Here is an 18,703-nt window from a genome sequence, read left to right on the forward strand (position 1 = left end):
GGGGTCAACGCTTGATCTCGGGGTCGATGTAGTCGTTGGTGACCAGGTCGTCGCCGGTGATCTCCGGGACGTCCTTGCCGCCGTCCTTCAGCACGGCGGTCATCGTCTCGATCACGCTGTCGACGCGCGCGACGTCGAAGCTGCCGTAGGCGCCGTCCGGGCCGTTCGCGACGAGCCCCGCCTCGACCTGGACCTTGACCGAGTTCTCGTTGCCGCCCGGGGTGATCGGAGGACCGTCCTTGATGGCGTCGGCGATCTCGATCAGGGTGTCGTTGACCGGCTTCGGGTCCTCGAGGTAGTCGAGCTCCGACTGCTGCAGCAACGGCACCAGCTCCTCCAGGCACGGGCTCAGCGCCTCCTCGTCGTCGGCCCGGACCGCGTACGCCTGCTGGTAGACCTGGTAGCCGGCGTCGTCGAGCATCAGGTGGGCGGTGGGCTTCGCCCACTCGGCGACGTCGTGCTCCCAGCGGTAGGGCTCGTTGCTGACGTAGCCCTGCTGGAAGAGCGCGCCGTCGTCGGCGACGAACCGGCTCGGGCTGCCGTCGAAGGAGCCGTCGAGCTGCTTCTCGTCGACCAGGCCCTCGTGCACCAGGTAGTCGACCCAGCTGACGCCCTGGGCGTGCAGGACCGGCGCGCCGGTCGCCTTGACGTCGTCCCAGGTCTTCACGTCGGGGAACTTGGTGGGGTCGAACATCACCATGAACGGCGACTTCTGCATCATCGTGAACACCCCGCGGGTGGGGAACTTCTCGTAGTCGCGGATCGCGATGTCGGTGGCGACCACGCCCAGGTCGATGGTGTCGTCGGTGTACAGCTGCGCGGTCACGGGCTGGCCGCCGATGAACGGCCCGCCGAGGCGGATCTCGGCGGTGACCCCGGTGTCGCCGATCTCGCCGACGTAGGCGCCCTTGTCGACGTCGATCTCGCCGTCGGGGCCGATCAGGTTGTAGGCGGGGGAGCGCTCGGGGGTGGCGTACCAGTCGGTCTGGATGACCACGGTCGCCGGACAGGCGGCCGCGAGCGATCCCTTCGGGGCGTCGGGGTCACCGATCGCCTCCTCGCTGCCGCCGCACCCGGTCAGGGCGAGCGCGGCGAGGGCGGTGGTGGCGGTGATGCGGGTCCAACGTGCGTACGTCATGGGGTTCTCTCCAGGGGTGGGGGTCAGCGACGCGGGGAGCGGTGGGTCTCGACGGCGCGCAGGATGGCGCCGAATAGCAGGAAGAGGACGATCCCGACCAGCGAGGAGGCGGCCAGGGCGGCCATCATCAGGTCGGTGTCGAGGCTCTGCCGGTAGGTGTCGATCAGCCGGCCGATGCCGGGCTGGCCCTGCCGGAAGAAGAAGTCGGCGATGATCGAGCCGACCACCGCCATCCCGGCCGAGATCCGGAAGCCGGCCAGTGCCGCCGGCAGCGCGGCGGGCAGCTGCAGGTGGACGAGACGCTGCCAGCGCGAGGCGCGGAAGAGCGAGAACTGGTCGTGCAGGTTGTCGTCGACCGAGGCGATGCCGAACATCGTGTTGGTGATGATCGGGAACAGCGAGTGCAGCACGCACACGACCAGCCGCGAGGTGAAGTCGTAGCCGAACCAGAACCCGAGCAGCGGCACCATCGCCAGGATCGGGATGGTCTGCAGGATCACGGCGTAGGGGTAGAACGACGCCTCCGCCCAGCGGGCCTGGCTCATCACGATCGCGAAGAGGACCCCGATCGCCATCGCCAGCACCAGACCGACCAGGGCGATCCTCGTGGTCGACCACAGGGCCGTGAAGATCTCGGTCCGGCCGGCCTCCTGCAGGAAGCCCGCCTCGAGCACCTCCCACGGCGAGGGCAGCAGGAACTGGCGGGTGGGGGAGAGGAGCTGGGTGCTGACCAGCGTCCACACCCCGAGAACGATCACCAGGGTGAGGACGGGGGCGACCCAGCGGACGGTCCGGCTGCCGTGGCCGGGGTCGAAGCGGAGGAACGGGACCGTCGTCAGCGGGCGGCTCTGCGGCTGGGTCTCGATCATCGTGGTCATGCGGCCTCCTCCGACGTCGGGCCGGTGCTGCGGTGGGCGCCGGCAAGGGCGTCGGAGACCTGGCGGCACAGCTCGGCGTACTCGCTGCTGAAGCGCAGCCCCTCGGGGCGCGGCCGCGGCAGGTCGATGCGCAGGTCGGCGACGATCCGGCCCGGCTGGGAGGAGAAGACCAGGACCCGGTCGGAGAGGAAGACGGCCTCGGGGACCGAGTGGGTCACGAAGATCCCGGTGAACGGGTCGGTCGCCATCAGGGTGTCGAGCTGGCTGTTGAGGTCCTGGCGGGTGATCTCGTCCAGGGCGCCGAACGGCTCGTCGAAGAGGAACAGCTCCGGCCGCTGGACCAGCGAGCGGGCGATCGAGACCCGCATCCGCATCCCGCCCGAGAGCTGGGCCGGCCGATGGTCCGCGTACGCCGCCAGCCCGACGACCTCGAGCGCTGCGCGTGCCCGCTCCTCGGCCTCGGCCTTCTTCGTGCCGGCCAGTCGCAGCGGGAGGACCACGTTGCCCAGGGCCGTACGCCACGGCAGCAGGGTGGCGTCCTGGAAGACGTAGCCGACCTCGCCGTCCCCGCGCTCGACGCTGCCGCTGGTGGGCAGGTCGAGCCCGGCGACCATGCGGAGCATCGTCGACTTGCCGCAGCCCGAGGGCCCGACGAAGGAGACGAACTCGCCCGCGCGGATCTCGAAGCTCGCCTCGGCGAGCGCGGTGGTGCCGTTGGGGAACGACCTGGTGACGCTGTTGCCGGCCACCAGCACGGGCGGCTCCGTATACCGTTCGATCATTCTTGTATACAAACAGCGCGCGGTTTCGTCCCCGTTTCAGAAGCCGCCCGGTCTGGTTAAGCCGGAGTCAGGACCGCTGGCGCTCCGCCCGGGCCACCAGCAGGTCGACGAGCAGGTCGGCGTCACGGGTGACGTCGGCGCGCATCGAGGACTCGGCCCGCTCCTGGTCCCCGGCCAGGACCGCCTCGGCGATCTCCTGGTGGTGCCTCCAGGACTGGTCCGAGCGCTCCTCGAGCTGCATCTCGAAGACCCAGCGCACCTGCATCCGCAGCGAGCGGGTCATCTTGGCGAGCTCGTCGTTGCCCGAGGCGATCCCGATGGCGTCGTGGAACCGCGCGATCAGCTCCGGCAGCGCGGCGTAGTCGCCGGTGGCGGTCGCCCGGGTGCCGAGCTCGAGCACCTCGGTCAGCTCCGCGCCCTGGTCGCCGCCTCGCCGCCGGGCAGCGAGACCGGCCGCGAGGATCTCGAGGTTCTCCCGGATCACCATGAGCTGCCGGGTCCGTTGCGCGGAGGGGAACGCCACCGTCGCACCGCGTCGCGGCACGGTGTCGACGAAGCCCTCCTGGGCCAGCACGTGCAGCGCCTCCCGCGCCGGGACCCGGGAGACGCCGTACTCCGTGGCGAGCGCCTGCTCGCGCAGCCGGTCGCCCGGAGCCAGCTCACCGGCCATGATCTTGCGACGGATGTCGCGGGCGACCACCTCGCGCAACGGCTGCCGATTGGAGTCCGGCGCGAGCTCGCTCATCAGCCGATCCAGCTCGAGATCGGGTGGATCGCGAAGTAGACGGCGAACATGACCGCCACCAGCCACATCAGCGGGTGCACGCTCTTGATCTTGCCGCGGACGACCTTGATGAGCACGTACGCCAGGAAGCCGGCACCGATACCGACCGAGATCGAGTAGGTGAACGGCATCAGCGCGATGGTCAGGAACGCCGGGATGGCGATCTCCGGGTCGGCCCAGTTGATGTCCTTGACCTGCTGCATCATCAGGAAGCCGACCAGCACCAGGGCGGGCACCGCCGCCTCCGAGGGGATCACCGTGACCAGCGGGGCCAGGAAGGTGGTCAGCAGGAAGAGCACGCCGGTGACGACCGCCGCCAGGCCGGTGCGGGCGCCCTCACCGACGCCGGAGGCCGACTCGACGTAGGAGGTGTTGGACGAGACGCCACCGGCGCCTCCGGCCGCGGCGGCCAGCGAGTCGACGACCAGGATGGAGCGCGTACGCGGCGGGGTGCCGTCCTCGCGCAGCAGCCCGGCCTCGGCGCCGATCGCGGTCATCGTGCCCATGGTGTCGAAGAAGTCGGCGAGCATGAGCGTGAAGACCAGCAGCACGGCGGTCACGATGCCGACGCTCTCGAAGGAGCCGAGCAGGTTGAACTCGCCCAGCGTCGCGAACGAGGGCCAGTCGATGATCTTGTCCGGCACGGCCGGCACGTTGAGCGACCAGCCGGTCGGGTTCTCCGCGCTGCTCGCGCCGAGATCCGTGACGGCCTCGACGATGATGGCCAGCACGGTGGTCGCCGCGATCGAGATCAGGATCGCGCCCCGCACCTTGCGCACCCACAGGGTGATCACCAGGGCCAGGCCGATCACGAAGACCAGCACGGGCCAGCCCGCGAGCTGCCCGGTCGGGCCGAGCTGCACCGGGACGGTGGTGTTCGCGGCGTCGGGGATGCGGCGTACGAACCCGGCGTCGACGAAGGCGATCACCGCGATGAACAGGCCGATCCCGACCGAGATCGCGGTCTTGAGCTCGCGCGGGACGGCGTGGAAGACGGCCTCCCGAAACCCGGTCAGGACCAGCACGAGGATCACCAGGCCCTCGATCACCACCAGACCCATCGCATCGGCCCAGGTCATCTGGCTGGCGATCGAGAAGGCCACGAACGCGTTGAGCCCGAGCCCGGTCGCCAGCGCCAGCGGGTAGTTGGCGGCGAGACCCATCAGGATCGTCATCACGCCCGCCACCAGCGCGGTTCCGGCGGCGATCGCCGCCAGGTTGTCGCCGCTGGTGCCGCCGAGGAGGTCGCCGTTCACATCCTCCGCGAAGCCCAGGATCAGCGGGTTCAGCGCGACGATGTAGGCCATCGTGAAGAAGGTGACCACACCACCCCGGACCTCACGCCCGACCGTGGAGCCGCGTGCGCTGATCTGGAAGAACCGGTCGAGAGCGTTGCCGCGTGACGTCGTCGAAGTGCTCACGCCCCGCATCTTCGCAGATACGAGGCGACGAGACGTCGCCGGCGCGAGCGCATCCACCAGCGGCGGCGTTGGTCAGTCGGTGTGGTAGGTCGGCAGGTCGGCCTCGGCGGTGCCCCACTCCTTGTTGGCGGAGGGGCCGACGTCGATGCGGACGGTGCCGCCGCGGTTCATCACCGACTCGGGCAGCCACGACCGGGTGCGCGGCGTGCCGTCGAGGGTGACGGCCTGGACGTAGATGTTCTCGGCGCCGGCGCCGGGGGACTCGATGGTGATGTCGACGCCGTTGCCGCGGTGGATCACGACGCGCTCGAAGAGGGGGCTGGAGACGAGCATCTCGGCGCGGGCGGGGTCCTGCGGGTAGATGCCCATCGCGGCGAAGACGTACCAGGCCGACATCGTGCCGAGATCGTCGTTGCCGGGCAGGCCACGCGGTCCGGTCCCGTAGGCCAGCGAGGCCATCGCGCGGACCGTCTCCTGGGTCTTCCAGGGGGCGCCGAGCGCGTTGTACATCCACGGGACGTGGATGCCGGGCTCGTTGGTCGGGTCGTAGCGCAGCGCGTCGCCGCCGGTGTGCTGCCAGGAGCCGTCGGCCTTGTGGAAGAACGCGTCCAGCCGCTCGATCGCCCGCTCGCGCCCGCCGACGGCCTCCGCCAGCCGGGCCACGTCGTGCGGAACCATCCAGGTGTACGTCGCGCTGCTCCCTTGCGCGAAGCCGGTCTGCGTCGACGGGGTGAAGCCGGGGACCCAGCTCCCGTCGGCGTTGCGCGCCTGCTGGTAGCCGTCCGTGGTGGTCGCCGACGGGTTGAAGGTGTGCTGCCACCAGCCCGCCCGCTCCATCAGTGCGTCGGTCTCGGACGAGGAGGCGCCGAGGCGGCGACCCCAGTCGGCGAGCGAGTAGTCGGCGACGGCGTCCTCGAGGGTCTCGGCGGCACCTCCCCAGCAGCGGCAGGTGTCCTGGGGTGCGTACCCCTTGGCGAGGTAGTCGGCCAGGTTCGGCCGCTGGCCGATGCACTGGCCCGGGCAGCCATAGCCGGACAACCCGTCGGGGTGCGGCACGGTCGCCTGGCGGACCAGCGACTCGTAGGCGCCGGTGGCGTCGAAGTTGCGCACGCCCAAGGCGTAGAACCCGGCCAGCGTGGGAGCAGAGGGGTCGCCGGTCATCACGTGCGTCCAGCCGCTCAGGTGGACCCAGCGATCCCAGACACCGCCGTGCTGGCGGGAGTAGGCGTGCAGGGAGCGGGCGAAGTCGCCGGCGACGCGCGGCTCGAGGAGGGCGAGCAGCTGGGTGTGGGCGCGGTATTGGTCCCAGCCGGAGAAGTTGCCGTACTGCGCCTGCTGGCCGCGCTCGATCCGGTGCACCTCCTGGTCGCTGCCCCAGTAGGTGCCGGCGACGTCGGAGATCACGTTGGGCTGCAGGTAGGAGTGGTAGAGGCCGGTGTAGAACGCGGTCTGCTCCGCCGAGGTGCCGCCGGCGACCTCGATCGAGGAGAGAGCCCGGCGCCACTCCGCCCGGGCCTCCGTGGCGACGGAGGCGACGGTGTCGCGCCGCCCGATCTCGGTGGCGAGGTTCTTCTCGGCCGCCGCCAGGCTGGTGTAGGAGATCCCGATCCGCATCCGCACCGTCTGATCGCGGTCGGCGTCGAAGGAGACGTAGCCGCCCGAGCCCTGCCCCTGGCGGGCTGCGCCGGTCTCGTAGCCCTCACCGCCGCGTGCCTCGGTCGAACCCGGCTGGAGCTCGCCGTTGACCCAGGTGCCGTGCCCGGAGAAGGAGCGATCGAACTGCGCGGTGAAGTAGAGCCGGTAGTAGGAGCGCTTGTTGCTCCCGCCGCCGTTGCCGCGACGGCCGCAGAACGCGCCGGTGAGCACCGACCCGCTGACCGTCCGCCTCGCCTCGTCGATCCGCGTCACCGCGCTCTCGCTGCCGTTGAGCGAGTTGGAGGTCCGGAAGAGCAGGTTCGCGGGCTTGTCCGCCGGGAAGGTCAGGTCGCTGACCGAGGCCCGGGTCGTCACCGCGGTGTCGACCTCGGCGCCGTTGGCCAGGCCCAGCCGGTAGCGCCCCGGCTCGGCCAGCTCGTCGGCGTGGCTGAAGTCCGAGGCGTACGTCGCATCGGTCACGTCCGCGGTCGGCGACCCGGTCATCTCCGCGGTGTGCGGGAAGATCGGCACGTCCCCGGCGGCTCCGGGGTGGCAGCCCGCGCCGTTGACATGGGTCAGCGAGAAGCCGCGCAGCCGCGTGGTGTCGTAGGAGTAGCCGTTCGACGCGGCGGTGTTGGTCTGGTCGCCCGCCGTCGAGGTCGGGCTGAAGGAGAGCATCCCGAAGGGACGTACGGCACCGGGGTAGGTGTTGCCGCCGTTCGAGGAGCCGATCAGCGGGTCGACCAGCGCGACCTGGTCAGGGGCGGGCTCGGATGCCTGAGCCGCCGACGAGGGGGAGAGCGCGCCGCCGAGGAGCGCGAGAGACAGGGCAGAAGTCACGAGAACCCGCATGGCGGAGGACGATGCCAGAGAAGACGCCTCCGCCGTGCGGGTTCAGGTGAGACCGGAGTGAACTCAGGCGGTCCACTCGGGGTAGTCGGTGTAGCCGGCCTCGCCGCCGCCGTAGAAGGTCGAGAGGTCGGGCTCGTTGAGCGGCAGGCTCTGCTCCAGGCGCCGGGGCAGGTCCGGGTTGGCGATGAACGTACGCCCGAACGCGGCCGCGTCGATCAGGTCGGCCTCGAGCAGCCGGGAGGCCTTCTCCGAGGTGTAGGCGCCGGCGGCCACGATCGGGCCGGGGTGCGCGGCGCGCAGCTTCTTGCGGTAGTCGTCGCTCAGCTCCGGGCCGCCGGCCCAGTCGGGCTCGGACAGGTGCAGGAACGCGATGCCGCGCTTGCCGATCTCGGCAGCCAGGTAGAGCCCCATCTCGGCGCCCTCGGGGTCCTCGAGGCCGTTGAACGAGCCGATCGGGGAGATCCGGATGGCGACGTGCTCGGCGTCCCACTCGGCGATGACCGCGTCCAGCACCTCGAGGGTGAGGCGGGCGCGGTTCTCCAGCGAGCCACCGTAGGAGTCGGTGCGCTCGTTGCTGCTCGCGCTGGAGAACTGGTGGAGCAGGTAGCCGTGGGCGGCGTGGATCTCGACGAGGTCGAAGCCGGCCTCGCGGGCGTTGCGGGTGGCGCGACGGTAGTCCTCGATCAGGTCCGCGATCTCGGCGGTCTCCAGGGCGCGGGGCGTGGGGCAGTTGACCCGGGTGGGGGTGCCGTCCTCGCCGCGTACGGTCGTGCGGTTGCGGTAGGGGAGCGCGGAGGCGCTGACCGGGAGGTCGCCGTCGTGGAAGGACTCGTGGGAGACCCGGCCCGTGTGCCACAGCTGCGCCGCGATCCGGCCGCCGGCCTCGTGGACGGTGTCGGTGACGTGGCGCCATCCCTCGACCTGCTCGGCCGAGTGGATGCCCGGGGTGTCCATGTAGCCCTTGCCCTGCGGCGAGATCTGGGTGCCCTCGGACACGATCAGACCCGCCGAGGCGCGCTGACGGTAGTAGTCGGCCATCAACGGGTTGGGCACGTCGCCGGGCTGGGAGGCGCGCATCCGGGTCAGTGGCGCCATCAGGACGCGGTTGGGGAGGGTCGTCTGACCCAGGCTCAGCTGCGAGAAGAGTGAAGTCACGTCACCCCCAACGTAAGCGGGCGCTCATATTGTTCCCGGCTGTGCCGGAGCGGCCGAGCCGGCGATCACCAGCGCCCCCATGACGCCCGCGTTGTCGCCGAGCTCGCTGGGCACCACGTCGAGGGCCGCGGCGGTGTCGGGCTGGGTGAAGCGGTCGATCGAGTCCTTGATGCCGAGGACGAAGGACTCCGACTGGCGCATCGTGTCGCCCACCACGATCAGCGCCGGGTTGAGGTGGTTGCAGAGGTCGGCCAGCACCCGGCCGACGGCGCGGCCGGCGTCGTCGAGGATCCGGTTGACCCGGATGTCGCCCTCCTGGGCGAGCTCGAGCAGGCGCTCGACGGTGAGCGTCTCGTCGTAGGCGGGCTGCAGCAGCTCGACCAGCCGGGACCCGCCGAAGGCCTTCTCCAGGCAGCCGCGGTTGCCGCACCGGCAGATCGGGCCGTTGTCCTCGAAACGTACGTGGCCGATCTCGCCGGCGATCCCGGTGATCCCTCGGTAGAGCTTGCCCGCGAGGACCAGCCCGGCGCCGATCCCGCTGGACGCCTTGACGTAGATGACGTCGTCGACGTCGCGCGCCGCGCCGTACTCGATCTCGGCGAGCGCGCCCAGGTTGGCGTCGTTCTCGATCTGGACGGGCAGGCCGATGCGGCGGGCGAGCTCCTCGCCCGGTGCCAGGTCCATCCAGTTCCCGAGGATGGGGGAGACGACGATGCCGCTGTGCGGGTCGACGGGGCCGGGGATCCCCATGCCGACGCCGAGGACACGGTCGGTCCTCGGGTCGATGCCCACCTCGGCCAGGCACTCGCGCACGAGTGCCGCGGCGCGGTCGATGGTCTCGACCGCGGAGTTGTCGACGTCGAGCCGGATCTCGTGGTCGATGAGCGGCTTCGCGGCGAGGTCGGCGACCGCGACCCGGACGTGGCGATGGCCGATGTCGACGCCGATGAGCGAGCCGGGAGAGCCGCTGACGGTGAGGAGCGAGGGTGGTCGCCCGCCGCCACGGGCCAGCGCGGCGCCGGTGGTCTCGACGATCTGCTCGGCGGCGAGCAGCTCCTGGACGATGCTCGACACGGTGCTGCGCGAGAGTCCGGTGCGCCGGGCGAGCTCGGCGCGGCTGACCGGCGCCGACCGCCCCAGCAGGTCCAGGACCTGGGAACGGTTGGCGGCGCGCAGCCGCGATTCCGGAGTGGTCATGCCGTGACTGTAGGTGATTATGTCGATTTGCGACAGATCTCAGGTTGAAAACGTCCTGCGTTATGCGTTGACTGGACAGAACCGAGAGGCGTACGTTGTCCCGGCACGCGACCGCGAGTAACCCAGATCACACACCGACGTGGCGGTCGCGCAACCGGAGGATTCAAGATGAACGCAACGCGTAAGGCCCTGGCCGCCGGCCTGGCCGCCCTGAGCCTGCTGGCGGTGTCCGCCTGCGGGAGCGACAACGAGAGCGGCAGCACCGATGAGGTGGAGGTCTTCACCTGGTGGGCCGAGGGCAGTGAGAAGGCCGGGCTCGACGCCCTGGTCAAGGTGTTCGACGAGCAGAACCCCGACCTGAAGTTCGTCAACGGTGCCGTCGCCGGTGGTGCCGGCAGCGACGCGAAGAACGTGCTCCAGTCCCGCCTGCAGAACGGTGAGCCGCCGGCCACCTTCCAGGCGCACGCGGGTGCCGAGCTGACCGACTACATCAACGCCGGTCAGATCGAGGACCTCACCGACCTCTACGAGGAGAAGGGCTGGAACGAGCAGTTCCCGGAGGGCCTGCTCGACCGGCTGAAGCAGGACGGCGGTATCTACTCCGTCCCGTCGAACATCCACCGCGCCAACATGCTCTGGGCCAACCCGGCCGTCCTGAAGAAGGCCGGCATCGAGGCCGACAAGAGCTACGACTCGATCGACGCGTGGATCGCCGACCTGGAGAAGATCAAGGCGAAGGGCATCATCCCGCTCTCGATCGCCACCGACTGGACGCAGGTCAACCTGCTCGAGACCGTGCTCCTCGCCGATCTGGGCGCCGAGGCGTACAACGGTCTGTGGGACGGCACCACCGACTGGGGCGGCAGCGAGGTCAAGGGTGCGCTGGAGGACTACAGCAAGCTCCTCTCGCTGACCAACACCGACCGCCAGGGTCTCGACTGGCCGGACGCGACGCAGCTCGTCATCGACGGCCAGGCCGCGTTCAACGTCATGGGTGACTGGGCCGAGGCGGCGTTCCAGGAGCAGAAGAAGACCTTCGGCACCGACTACACCGCGGTCCCGGTCCCGGGCACCGACGGCGTCTTCGACTTCCTGGCCGACTCGTTCACCATGCCGGTGGACGGCCCCAACCCCGACGGCACCGAGGCCTGGCTCGACACCATCGCCAGCGACGAGGGCCAGGTGGCCTTCAACAAGGCGAAGGGCTCGATCCCGGCCAGCACCACGGCCGACACCGCCGACTTCGGTGAGTACCAGCAGACCGCGATCAAGTCGTGGGGCGAGGACGAGATCGTGTCCTCGCTCGCCCACGGCGCCGCGACCTCGGTCAACTGGCTGACCGACATCACCGCCGCGGTTGCCAAGTTCGGCAGCAACAAGGACGTCGCCGAGCTCCAGGAAGGCCTCGTCGAGGCCGCCGAGGACAACAAGCCCGAGTGATCCGGGCTCTCCCGAGCCTGACGAGATCCATCTGGTCCGAGGGGCTGCGGCCGCACCATCTGCCGTGGCCCCTCGGCCGCCCTTTGTGAAAGGACGGACACATGTCCTCCACGGTGCCCAGCGCCGTCAAGCGGCCACGACGGCCCAAGGGCCGCATCGGCGGCCACGGGTGGGTCGCACCCGTACTCCTGATCCTGCCGACCGTCATCGTCATCGGCGTCTTCGTCTACGGCCTGATCGGGTCGAACATCAACACCTCCCTGCAGGACCGCCACACCATCGGGCCGTCCCAGGGGTTCGCCGGTCTGGACAACTACCGCGACCTGTTCACCGACGACGACTTCATCTACTCCCTGCGCAACCTCCTGCTCTACACCGCGACGTTCCTCGTCGGCACTCTGTGCCTGGGGTTCCTGTGGGCCTGGCTGCTGGAGCGCAAGGCTCGTGGCGAGTCCCTGTTCCGGGCCATCTACCTGTTCCCGATGGCGGTCTCGTTCGTCGCCTCCGGTGTGGTCTGGCGCTGGCTGCTCAACAACGCCGAGGGTGAGCGCGCCTCCGGGCTGAACCGGCTCTTCGAGTCCCTCCACCTCGGCTTCCTGCAGAACCCGTGGTGGACCCACGAGCGGTGGGGCATCCTCGCGATCGCCGTCCCCGCGATCTGGCAGCTCAGCGGCTACGTGATGGCGCTCTTCCTGGCCGGTTTCCGCGGCATCCCCGAGGAGCTGCGCGAGGCGGCCCGGATGGACGGCGCCTCGGAGTGGCAGCTCTACCGTCACGTGATCTTCCCGCAGCTGAGCCCGGTCGCCCTCTCGGCGATCATCATCATCGGCCACATGTCGCTGAAGGTCTTCGACCTGATCATGGCCATCGCGGGCCAGACCAACTACACGACCCAGGTGCCGGCCACGCAGATGTGGATCGAGTTCACCCGCGGCGACTATGCCAAGTCGGCCGCCATCGGCACCGTCCTGCTGCTGATCGTGGCCATCCTGATCGTTCCCTACCTCGTCTCCACCTACCGTCAGGAGCGCCGCCGATGACGACCGATGCCATCCCGGCAGCCGTTGCTACCAAGATCCCGGGTGAGCGCTCGCGGGGGATCTGGCGCGCCGTCAAGTACGTCCTGCTGATCGTCTTCGCGCTGATCGTCCTGATCCCGGCGTACGTCCTGATCGTCACCAGCTTCAAGGGGCTCGGCGATGCCACCCCCGCCAACGCCTGGAGGCTTCCCGAGTCCTGGGAGACGGCCGGCTGGGCGCGCGCCTGGGAGCAGCTCGGGCCGGCCCTGGGACGTACCTTCGCGATGGTCATCCCGGCCTCGATCATCTCCTCGGTGCTCGGCTCGATGAACGGGTTCGTGCTCTCGAAGTGGCGGTTCCCGGGTGCCGACGTGGTGTTCACGCTGATCCTGTTCGGGATGTTCATCCCCTACCAGGCCGTGATGGTGCCGCTGGTCCAGCTGATGAGCAACCTCGGCGTCCCCTCGGGGGTGCCGAGCCTGATCGTGCTGCACGTGGTCTACGGTCTGCCGATCACCACGCTGATCTTCCGCAACTACTACGCGGGGGTCCCGGTCGAGCTCGTCGAGGCCGCCCGGGTCGACGGTGCCGGCATGCTCCGGACGTACGCCTCGATCATCCTGCCGATCTCCGCGCCGGCGTTCGTGGTGGTGCTGATGTGGCAGTTCACCTCGGCGTGGAACGACTACCTGTTCGCGCTCTTCTTCTCGACCTCGCGCAACGGGCCGGTCACGATCGCGCTCAACTTCCTGGCGAGCGGTCAGCTGCAGGACTACTCCGCCAGCATGGCGGGCGCGCTGATCGCGTCCGTCCCGACGCTGATCATCTACATCCTGCTCGGCCGCTACTTCGTGGGCGGGCTGATGGCCGGGTCGGTCAAGGGATGATCGACCGATGATCGATGCGGATGCCGAGTGCCGCCGGCTGGCCGGGTTCGCCCGGGCGTCGGCGGCCTCGGCCGCCGGGTTCTGGTGGCTGGACGAGTCGGGCCGACCGGATCCGGCCGAGCCGGTGCACACCTGGATCACCGCCCGGATGACCCACGTCTTCGCGCTCGCGCACCTGCGCGGAGACGTCCCCGAGGCGGCCTCGCTCGCCGCGCACGGCATCCGGGCGCTGTCGGGTGCGCTGCGTGATGACGAGCTCGGTGGCTGGTACGCCTCGGTCTCCGGCGAGGGCGAGCCGGTCGGCACCCTCAAGGAGGCCTACGCCCACGCCTTCGTGGTCCTGGCCGCGAGCAGCGGCTTCGCGGCCGAGGTGCCGGGCGCGGACGCGCTGCTCGACGAGGCGCTCGGGGTGATGCAGCAGCACTTCCTCGACGACTCCGGCCGGGTGGTCGACAGCCTCGAGCGGGATCTTCGCTCCGGCGAGGCCTACCGCGGGGCCAACTCCAGCATGCACACCGTGGAGGCGTTCCTGGCCGCGGGTGACGTCACCGGCGACGCCGCGTGGCACCGGCGAGCGCTGGCGATCGCCGAGCACCTGATCCACGGTGTCGCCCGCTCCCACGGCTACGACCTGCCCGAGCACTTCGACCTCTCCTGGTCGCCGCTGCTGGACTACAACGCCGACCGTCCCGGCGACCCCTTCCGTCCGTACGGCTGCACGCCCGGGCACCTGCTGGAGTGGTCCCGGCTGCTCCTGCACCTGGATGCGAGCCTGCCGGACGCGCCGTCGTGGCTGGTCGAGGACGCGCGGGCGCTCTTCGCGCGTGCGGTCGAGGTCGGCTGGGTCGACTCCGGCGACGGCCCCGGCTTCGTCTACACGACCTCGTGGGACGGCACGCCGGTCACCCGGCTACGGCTGCACTGGGTGGTTGCGGAGGCGCTCGCCGCGGCCGGCGCCCTGCACACCCGCACCGGCGAGGTGGTCTACGACGAGTGGCGCCAGCGGTTCGAGGCGTACATCGAGACGTACCTGATCGACCGCGAGCTCGGCAGCTGGCACCACGAGCTGGACGAGCACAACCGTCCCTCGCACGTGATCTGGCACGGCAAGCCCGACGTCTACCACGCCTACCAGGCACTCCTGCTGTCCCACCTGCCCCTGGCCCCGGTCCTCTCCGTCCAACTCCGCTCCCGACCGCGAGGCGTCAGTTTCTGACGCCGAGAGGTCGGTTTCTGGGCGCGAGAGGTCGATTCCTAGCAGCGAGGAACTGACTCCTCGCCGTCAGAAATCGACGCCTCGGCGCAAGAATTGACGTCAGGCCGCCTGGATGGAGCGGCGGGAGAGGCCTAGGCCGTAGCCGTCGAGGGTGGTCGTGACTGGGGCCGTCGGGTCGGTGGCAGCGCCCAGGGTGACGAAGAGCGGGGTGAAGTGCTCCACGGTCGGGTGGGCGTAGGGCATGCCGGGGGCGGCGGTGCGGAACCTGGCCAGCTCGGCGACGTCGCCGCGGTCCAGGGCATCGGCGGCCCAGGAGTCGAAGTCGGAGGACCAGCCGGCGGGCTTGTTCTCGGTCATCATCTCGCGGGTGATGAACGGCAGGCCGTGGGTCATGTGGCCCGAGCCGACCACGAGCACGCCCTCCTCGCGCAGCGGCCGCAGGCGCTCGCCGAGGGCGAGCAGCTTGTCGGGGTCCTCGGTGGGCAGGGAGAGCTGCACGACCGGGATGTCGGCGGCCGGGTACATGATCTTCAGCGGCACCCAGGCGCCGTGGTCGAGACCGCGGCGGGTGTGCTGGTGGGCGGTCTCGGTCTCGGGCATCAGCGCCGCGGTGGTGCGGGCGAGCTCGCTCGCGTCCGGGGTGTCGTAGCGCACCGAGTGGTAGATCGGGTCGAAGCCGCCGAAGTCGTAGACCAGCTCGTCGGGCCGGGTCGCGCTGATCGAGAGCGGCGCCGACTCCCAGTGGGCGGAGATGACCAGAATGGCCTTCGGTCGGGGCAGCGAGCGGGCCCAGGCGTGCAGCGGGTCGAGCCACTCCGGGCTCTGCAGCGGCAGCGGTCCGCCGCCGTGGGACAGGTAGAGGCTCGGCAGCGGCCCGTCGGCCGGCGTCCAGACGCGGTGCGGGTCGACCGCCTCGCGTGCCTGGACCGTCCGCAGGTGCTGGGCGAACGGATGCGCCTGCGGAAGGAGGGCGTCCGCGGCGGCGGTCGTGCTCTCGGGTGCGGTGGTCATGGCGGTCTCCTGCGTTCGACCCAATAGTTGTTGCTTGAACTAACTCTAGGCGAGCGGTGTTTGTTCCGAGCAACTTTCTGCGGCACACTCCCTGACGTGGAGGGCAACTGGCTGTCGCCACCGGAACGGGTGGCATGGGTCCGCTTCATCGCCGTGCTCGAGCTGCTCCCCGGCGCTCTCGACTCCCAGCTGCGCCGCGACGCCGGCCTGACCCACTTCGAGTACGGGGTGCTGGCCATGCTCTCGGAGGTGCCCGACCACACGCTGCGGATGACCGAGCTGGCGGGCTACACCAGCGCGACGCTGCCGCGGCTCTCCAACGTCGTCAAGCGGCTGGTCGACCGAGGCCTCATCGAGCGGCACGCCTGCGAGGGCGACCGCCGGGCGACCAACGTACGCCTCACCGACGCCGGTCACGAGAAGCTGGTCACCTCCGCCCCTGGTCACGTGGACGCGGTGCGCGAGTACGTCTTCGACTCGCTGAGTGCCGAGCAGGTCGACCAGCTGGCCGAGATCGCCGGCGCCGTCCTCGAGCGGCTCGACCCGAGCGGCACACGGCGCCCGCCCATCGACCCCGGCGCGGGCTGAGCATGCCGTTCGACGAGCGCTTCATCGCTCGGATCGCGCTCGATCCCCGGCACGACACCGGTCGCTACCCGTTCACCCTGCCCGCGGTCCGCGAGCTCGCCGCAGGTGACGGGATCGAGCTCGACGAGCGGGTGACGTTCCTGGTCGGCGACAACGGCACCGGGAAGTCCACGATCATCGAGGCCGTCGCGGTCGCCTCGGGGTTCAACGCCGAGGGCGGCTCCACCTCGTTCCGGTTCGCGACGCGCGCCACCGAGTCGTCCCTCGCGGACTACATCCGTGTCGAGCGCGGCCTCAGGCGGCCGCGCAACGGCTACTTCCTGCGGGCGGAGTCGTTCTACAACGTCGCCACCGAGATCGAGCGGCTCGATCTGGCCTCCTCGGACGCCTACGGTGGGGTCTCGCTCCACGAGCGCTCCCACGGCGAGTCGTTCCTCGACCTGGTGGTGCACCGGTTCGGGCCCAACGGGCTCTACATCCTCGACGAGCCCGAGGCCGCGCTCTCGGTCAAGGGCTGCCTGGCTCTGGTCGCCCGCATCGTCGAGCTCGCCGACCAGGGATCCCAGTTCGTCATCGCCACGCACTCCCCGACGCTGCTCGCGGTGCCCGGCGCGAAGATCCTGCAGCTCGACGAGGACGGGCGCATCGAGCAGGTCGCCTACGACGACGCCGAGCCGGTCAGCCTGACCCGGCGGTTCCTGTCGAACCCGGAGCGATATCTGGGCTACGTCCTGGACGACTAGTGGGCCTCGTGCTCCCGGTGGACCGAGACCTCGCCGTCGAGCTCGAGGGCGATCACGGTGCACAGCGGGTCCAGGGCGTCGTCGGTGGTGAAGACGTACTCCCAGCCGGGGACGTCGTGGAGACCGCCGATGCGCTGATGGTCGAGCTCGGTGCCCGTCCCGAGGACGTACGCCTTCAGGACCTGGTTGCGCAGGCCGCGGACCACGACGTAGTCGTTGGGGCGGTCCAGGACGTAGAGGAACAGGGTGCGGCCGTCCGCCGAGACGGCGCTCGGGCCGTAGAAGTGACCGTGGGGGAGGCCGCGGCGGATGCCGTGGACCGCGGGGGAGTGGCGGGAGACCCACTCGCCGAGCGCCTCGAGCCGCTCGGTCTGCTCGGGCGTGATGGTGCCGTCCCCGCGCGGGCCGACGTCGAGCAGCAGGTTGCCGCCGCCGCCGATGGTCTCGACGAAGGTGCGCACGAGCTGGCGCGGTGACTTGTGGTTGTCGTCCTGAGGCTGCCAGCCCCAGGAGTCGTTGATGGTCAGGCACAGCTCCCAGGGGCCGTCCGGCGGCACGATCGGGACGCCCTGTTCCGGGGTCACGTAGTCGCCGTGGCCGAGCATCCGGCCGTTGACCACCAGCCCCGGCGCGAGCTCGCGCAGCTCGGCACGCAGCTCCTGCATGCGCCACTGCCGCTCGTCGCGCTCCCACTCGCCGTCGAACCAGAGCAGGTCCGGCTCGAAGCGGGCCACCAGCTCCCGGATCTGGGTGCGGTGGAACTCCAGGTAGCGCTCCCAGCGCTCGGGCTCCTCCGCGCCGGGCCGCGCGACGGCGTAGGGATTGTCCTGCACCACGTGGTGCTGCACGGCCGGTCGCACCGTCGCGTAGTCGGGGTGGGACCAGTCGAGGTGGGAGAAGTAGAGGCCGACCTTCAGCCCCCGGCGGCGTACGGCCTCGACGAACTCGGCCACCAGGTCACGGCCCGCAGGAGTCCTGGTGACCACGGAGAGGTCGTTGGCCTCGGTGTCGTAGAGCGCGACCCCGTCATGGTGCTTGGCGGTGAGCACGGCGTACGTCGCCCCCGACCGCTCGAAGAGCTCGGCCCACGCGTCGGCGTCGAACCTCGACGCGGTGAAGCCGTCGAGCTGGGCCATGTAGTCGGCGTAGGGGACCCGGCCGTCGTAGAACGACCAGGACTCCGCGACACCATCGACGCTGTAGATGCCCCAGTGGACGAAGATGCCCAGCTGGGCCTCGGGGAACCAGGACGCGATCGGCATTCCCGCTACTCTGCCTGTCCGGTGACGACTGCGCGGGTGTGCTCGAGGGTGCGCTCGCGCAGGGTCGTCCCGCCGCCGGTGACGATGCCGATGCTGAAGCCGTCCCACATCGCTCGCAGGCGCTCGGAGACGGCTTCGCGCTCGGGCAGCTCGGGGAGCGCGGCGGCGAAGAGCCGGACCAGGTCGGCGTGCCACTCGTCGTCCATCGCGCGCTGCGCGGCGGCGAGCTCGGCGTCGTACGGCGCCCGTGCCCACAGCTCGAGCCAGAGGAGCCAGCGCGGGTCGCGCTCGTCGAGGGCGAGGTAGACATCGGCGAAGGAGAGCAGTGCCTCGACGCCTCCGGAGCCGTCCTTCTCGGCCTTCTCCAAGATCGGCGCCCGCTGGGCGGCGTAGGCGTTCTCGCTCCATCGCAGGGTCTCCAGGAGCAGGCCGTTGCGGGTGCCGAAGTAGTAGAGGAGGTGGCCACCGCTGGTGCCGAGCCGGGCGGCGAGGGAGGCCATCGTCACCTTGGCGAGCCCCTCCTCGGCCACCATCTCCAGGGTGGTCGCGAGCACCTGCTCGCGGGGTCGTTCCAGGCGTCGGTTGGAGCGTGTGCGCGTCACCTCGACAGTGTCTCCTTGTGCTCGCGTGGCGAAATCTTCGGTCCCACCCCTTGACTCTAGCGGTGATCTGAGTCACTTTGAATGCCGTTCAAA

General features: G+C 70.2%; 17 protein-coding genes. 6 read left to right on the forward strand and 11 right to left on the reverse strand.

The genetic code is table 11. The annotated features are described in order from the left end of the window. Positions 1-4 precede the first annotated feature (4 nt). The 8 genes from ACZ6WN_RS26150 to ACZ6WN_RS26185 form a co-directional block, all read right to left on the reverse strand. Positions 5-1,138: a hypothetical protein gene (locus tag ACZ6WN_RS26150; RefSeq protein ID WP_465868919.1), complete on the reverse strand. Its 1,134-nt coding sequence runs from the start codon at positions 1,136-1,138 to the stop codon at positions 5-7. Between the two features lie 23 nt (positions 1,139-1,161). Beyond that, positions 1,162-2,016, reverse strand: coding sequence for an ABC transporter permease (locus ACZ6WN_RS26155; protein WP_465868921.1), 855 nt, complete (start codon positions 2,014-2,016; stop codon positions 1,162-1,164). Further along, entirely contained in the window at positions 2,013-2,798 is a 786-nt protein-coding gene (locus tag ACZ6WN_RS26160; protein WP_465868922.1) for an ABC transporter ATP-binding protein, read from the reverse strand. Before ACZ6WN_RS26160 ends, ACZ6WN_RS26155 begins: the two co-directional genes overlap by 4 nt. A gap of 67 nt (positions 2,799-2,865) precedes the next feature. Further along, complete coding sequence (locus tag ACZ6WN_RS26165) at positions 2,866-3,543, reverse strand: GntR family transcriptional regulator (protein ID WP_465868923.1); 678 nt, start codon at positions 3,541-3,543, stop codon at positions 2,866-2,868. Next, positions 3,543-5,012, reverse strand: a complete 1,470-nt coding sequence (locus ACZ6WN_RS26170; protein ID WP_465868925.1) for an NCS2 family permease — start codon at positions 5,010-5,012, stop codon at positions 3,543-3,545. The genes ACZ6WN_RS26165 and ACZ6WN_RS26170 overlap by 1 nt, the downstream gene beginning before the upstream one ends. Positions 5,013-5,075: 63 nt before the next feature. Next, the gene (locus ACZ6WN_RS26175; RefSeq protein ID WP_465868926.1) at positions 5,076-7,478 is read right to left on the reverse strand and encodes a GH92 family glycosyl hydrolase; all 2,403 of its coding nucleotides are present in this window, start codon (positions 7,476-7,478) and stop codon (positions 5,076-5,078) included. A 75-nt stretch (positions 7,479-7,553) separates the two neighbouring features. Next, a complete protein-coding gene (gene nemA / locus ACZ6WN_RS26180; protein WP_465868928.1) occupies positions 7,554-8,645 on the reverse strand; it encodes an N-ethylmaleimide reductase in 1,092 nt (363 codons plus the stop codon). A 24-nt stretch (positions 8,646-8,669) separates the two neighbouring features. After that, positions 8,670-9,842, reverse strand: a complete 1,173-nt coding sequence (locus tag ACZ6WN_RS26185) for an ROK family transcriptional regulator (protein WP_465868930.1) — start codon at positions 9,840-9,842, stop codon at positions 8,670-8,672. 168 nt (positions 9,843-10,010) lie between these two features. On the opposite strand from ACZ6WN_RS26185, the gene ACZ6WN_RS26190 reads away from it, so the two are divergent. The 4 genes from ACZ6WN_RS26190 (at position 10,011) to ACZ6WN_RS26205 (ending at position 14,404) form a co-directional block, all read left to right on the forward strand. Continuing rightward, positions 10,011-11,282, forward strand: coding sequence for an ABC transporter substrate-binding protein (locus ACZ6WN_RS26190; RefSeq protein WP_465868931.1), 1,272 nt, complete (start codon positions 10,011-10,013; stop codon positions 11,280-11,282). Between the two features lie 101 nt (positions 11,283-11,383). Beyond that, a complete protein-coding gene (locus ACZ6WN_RS26195; RefSeq protein WP_465868933.1) occupies positions 11,384-12,322 on the forward strand; it encodes a carbohydrate ABC transporter permease in 939 nt (312 codons plus the stop codon). Then, on the forward strand, positions 12,319-13,188 hold the full coding sequence (locus tag ACZ6WN_RS26200; protein ID WP_465868934.1) for a carbohydrate ABC transporter permease: 870 nt from the start codon (positions 12,319-12,321) through the stop codon (positions 13,186-13,188). Before ACZ6WN_RS26195 ends, ACZ6WN_RS26200 begins: the two co-directional genes overlap by 4 nt. Positions 13,189-13,195: 7 nt before the next feature. After that, entirely contained in the window at positions 13,196-14,404 is a 1,209-nt protein-coding gene (locus tag ACZ6WN_RS26205; protein WP_465868936.1) for an AGE family epimerase/isomerase, read from the forward strand. Positions 14,405-14,503: 99 nt separating this feature from the next. Here the strand turns inward: ACZ6WN_RS26205 and ACZ6WN_RS26210 are convergent, their stop codons facing one another. After that, the gene (locus ACZ6WN_RS26210) at positions 14,504-15,415 is read right to left on the reverse strand and encodes a dioxygenase family protein (protein ID WP_465868937.1); all 912 of its coding nucleotides are present in this window, start codon (positions 15,413-15,415) and stop codon (positions 14,504-14,506) included. A gap of 96 nt (positions 15,416-15,511) precedes the next feature. On the opposite strand from ACZ6WN_RS26210, the gene ACZ6WN_RS26215 reads away from it, so the two are divergent. Together ACZ6WN_RS26215 and ACZ6WN_RS26220 are read left to right on the forward strand one after the other, a co-directional pair. Then, a complete protein-coding gene (locus ACZ6WN_RS26215) occupies positions 15,512-16,003 on the forward strand; it encodes a MarR family winged helix-turn-helix transcriptional regulator (RefSeq protein ID WP_465868938.1) in 492 nt (163 codons plus the stop codon). Between the two features lie 2 nt (positions 16,004-16,005). Beyond that, on the forward strand, positions 16,006-16,746 hold the full coding sequence (locus tag ACZ6WN_RS26220) for an AAA family ATPase (protein ID WP_465868940.1): 741 nt from the start codon (positions 16,006-16,008) through the stop codon (positions 16,744-16,746). On the opposite strand, the gene ACZ6WN_RS26225 is transcribed toward ACZ6WN_RS26220, so the two are convergent. Both ACZ6WN_RS26225 and ACZ6WN_RS26230 read right to left on the reverse strand, forming a co-directional pair. Continuing rightward, positions 16,743-18,008, reverse strand: a complete 1,266-nt coding sequence (locus tag ACZ6WN_RS26225; RefSeq protein WP_465868942.1) for an alpha-L-fucosidase — start codon at positions 18,006-18,008, stop codon at positions 16,743-16,745. The genes ACZ6WN_RS26220 and ACZ6WN_RS26225 overlap by 4 nt on opposite strands. Before the next feature lie 5 nt (positions 18,009-18,013). Further along, positions 18,014-18,610 (reverse strand): TetR/AcrR family transcriptional regulator, encoded by a 597-nt coding sequence (locus ACZ6WN_RS26230; RefSeq protein ID WP_465868943.1) that lies wholly within the window; start codon positions 18,608-18,610, stop codon positions 18,014-18,016. Positions 18,611-18,703: the final 93 nt, after the last annotated feature.

This window comes from Nocardioides sp. NPDC054178 (assembly GCF_055585005.1).

Coding starts and splice junctions, on each gene's coding strand:
- ACZ6WN_RS26160 (WP_465868922.1), bottom strand. CDS start 2,798: ATGATCGAACGGTATACGGAGCCGCCCGTGCTGGTGGCCGGCAACAGC.
- ACZ6WN_RS26155 (WP_465868921.1), bottom strand. CDS start 2,016: ATGACCACGATGATCGAGACCCAGCCGCAGAGCCGCCCGCTGACGACG.
- ACZ6WN_RS26210 (WP_465868937.1), bottom strand. CDS start 15,415: ATGACCACCGCACCCGAGAGCACGACCGCCGCCGCGGACGCCCTCCTT.
- ACZ6WN_RS26205 (WP_465868936.1), top strand. CDS start 13,196: ATGATCGATGCGGATGCCGAGTGCCGCCGGCTGGCCGGGTTCGCCCGG.
- ACZ6WN_RS26220 (WP_465868940.1), top strand. CDS start 16,006: ATGCCGTTCGACGAGCGCTTCATCGCTCGGATCGCGCTCGATCCCCGG.
- ACZ6WN_RS26150 (WP_465868919.1), bottom strand. CDS start 1,138: ATGACGTACGCACGTTGGACCCGCATCACCGCCACCACCGCCCTCGCC.
- ACZ6WN_RS26170 (WP_465868925.1), bottom strand. CDS start 5,012: ATGCGGGGCGTGAGCACTTCGACGACGTCACGCGGCAACGCTCTCGAC.
- ACZ6WN_RS26185 (WP_465868930.1), bottom strand. CDS start 9,842: ATGACCACTCCGGAATCGCGGCTGCGCGCCGCCAACCGTTCCCAGGTC.
- ACZ6WN_RS26190 (WP_465868931.1), top strand. CDS start 10,011: ATGAACGCAACGCGTAAGGCCCTGGCCGCCGGCCTGGCCGCCCTGAGC.
- ACZ6WN_RS26195 (WP_465868933.1), top strand. CDS start 11,384: ATGTCCTCCACGGTGCCCAGCGCCGTCAAGCGGCCACGACGGCCCAAG.
- ACZ6WN_RS26200 (WP_465868934.1), top strand. CDS start 12,319: ATGACGACCGATGCCATCCCGGCAGCCGTTGCTACCAAGATCCCGGGT.
- ACZ6WN_RS26225 (WP_465868942.1), bottom strand. CDS start 18,008: ATGCCGATCGCGTCCTGGTTCCCCGAGGCCCAGCTGGGCATCTTCGTC.
- ACZ6WN_RS26165 (WP_465868923.1), bottom strand. CDS start 3,543: ATGAGCGAGCTCGCGCCGGACTCCAATCGGCAGCCGTTGCGCGAGGTG.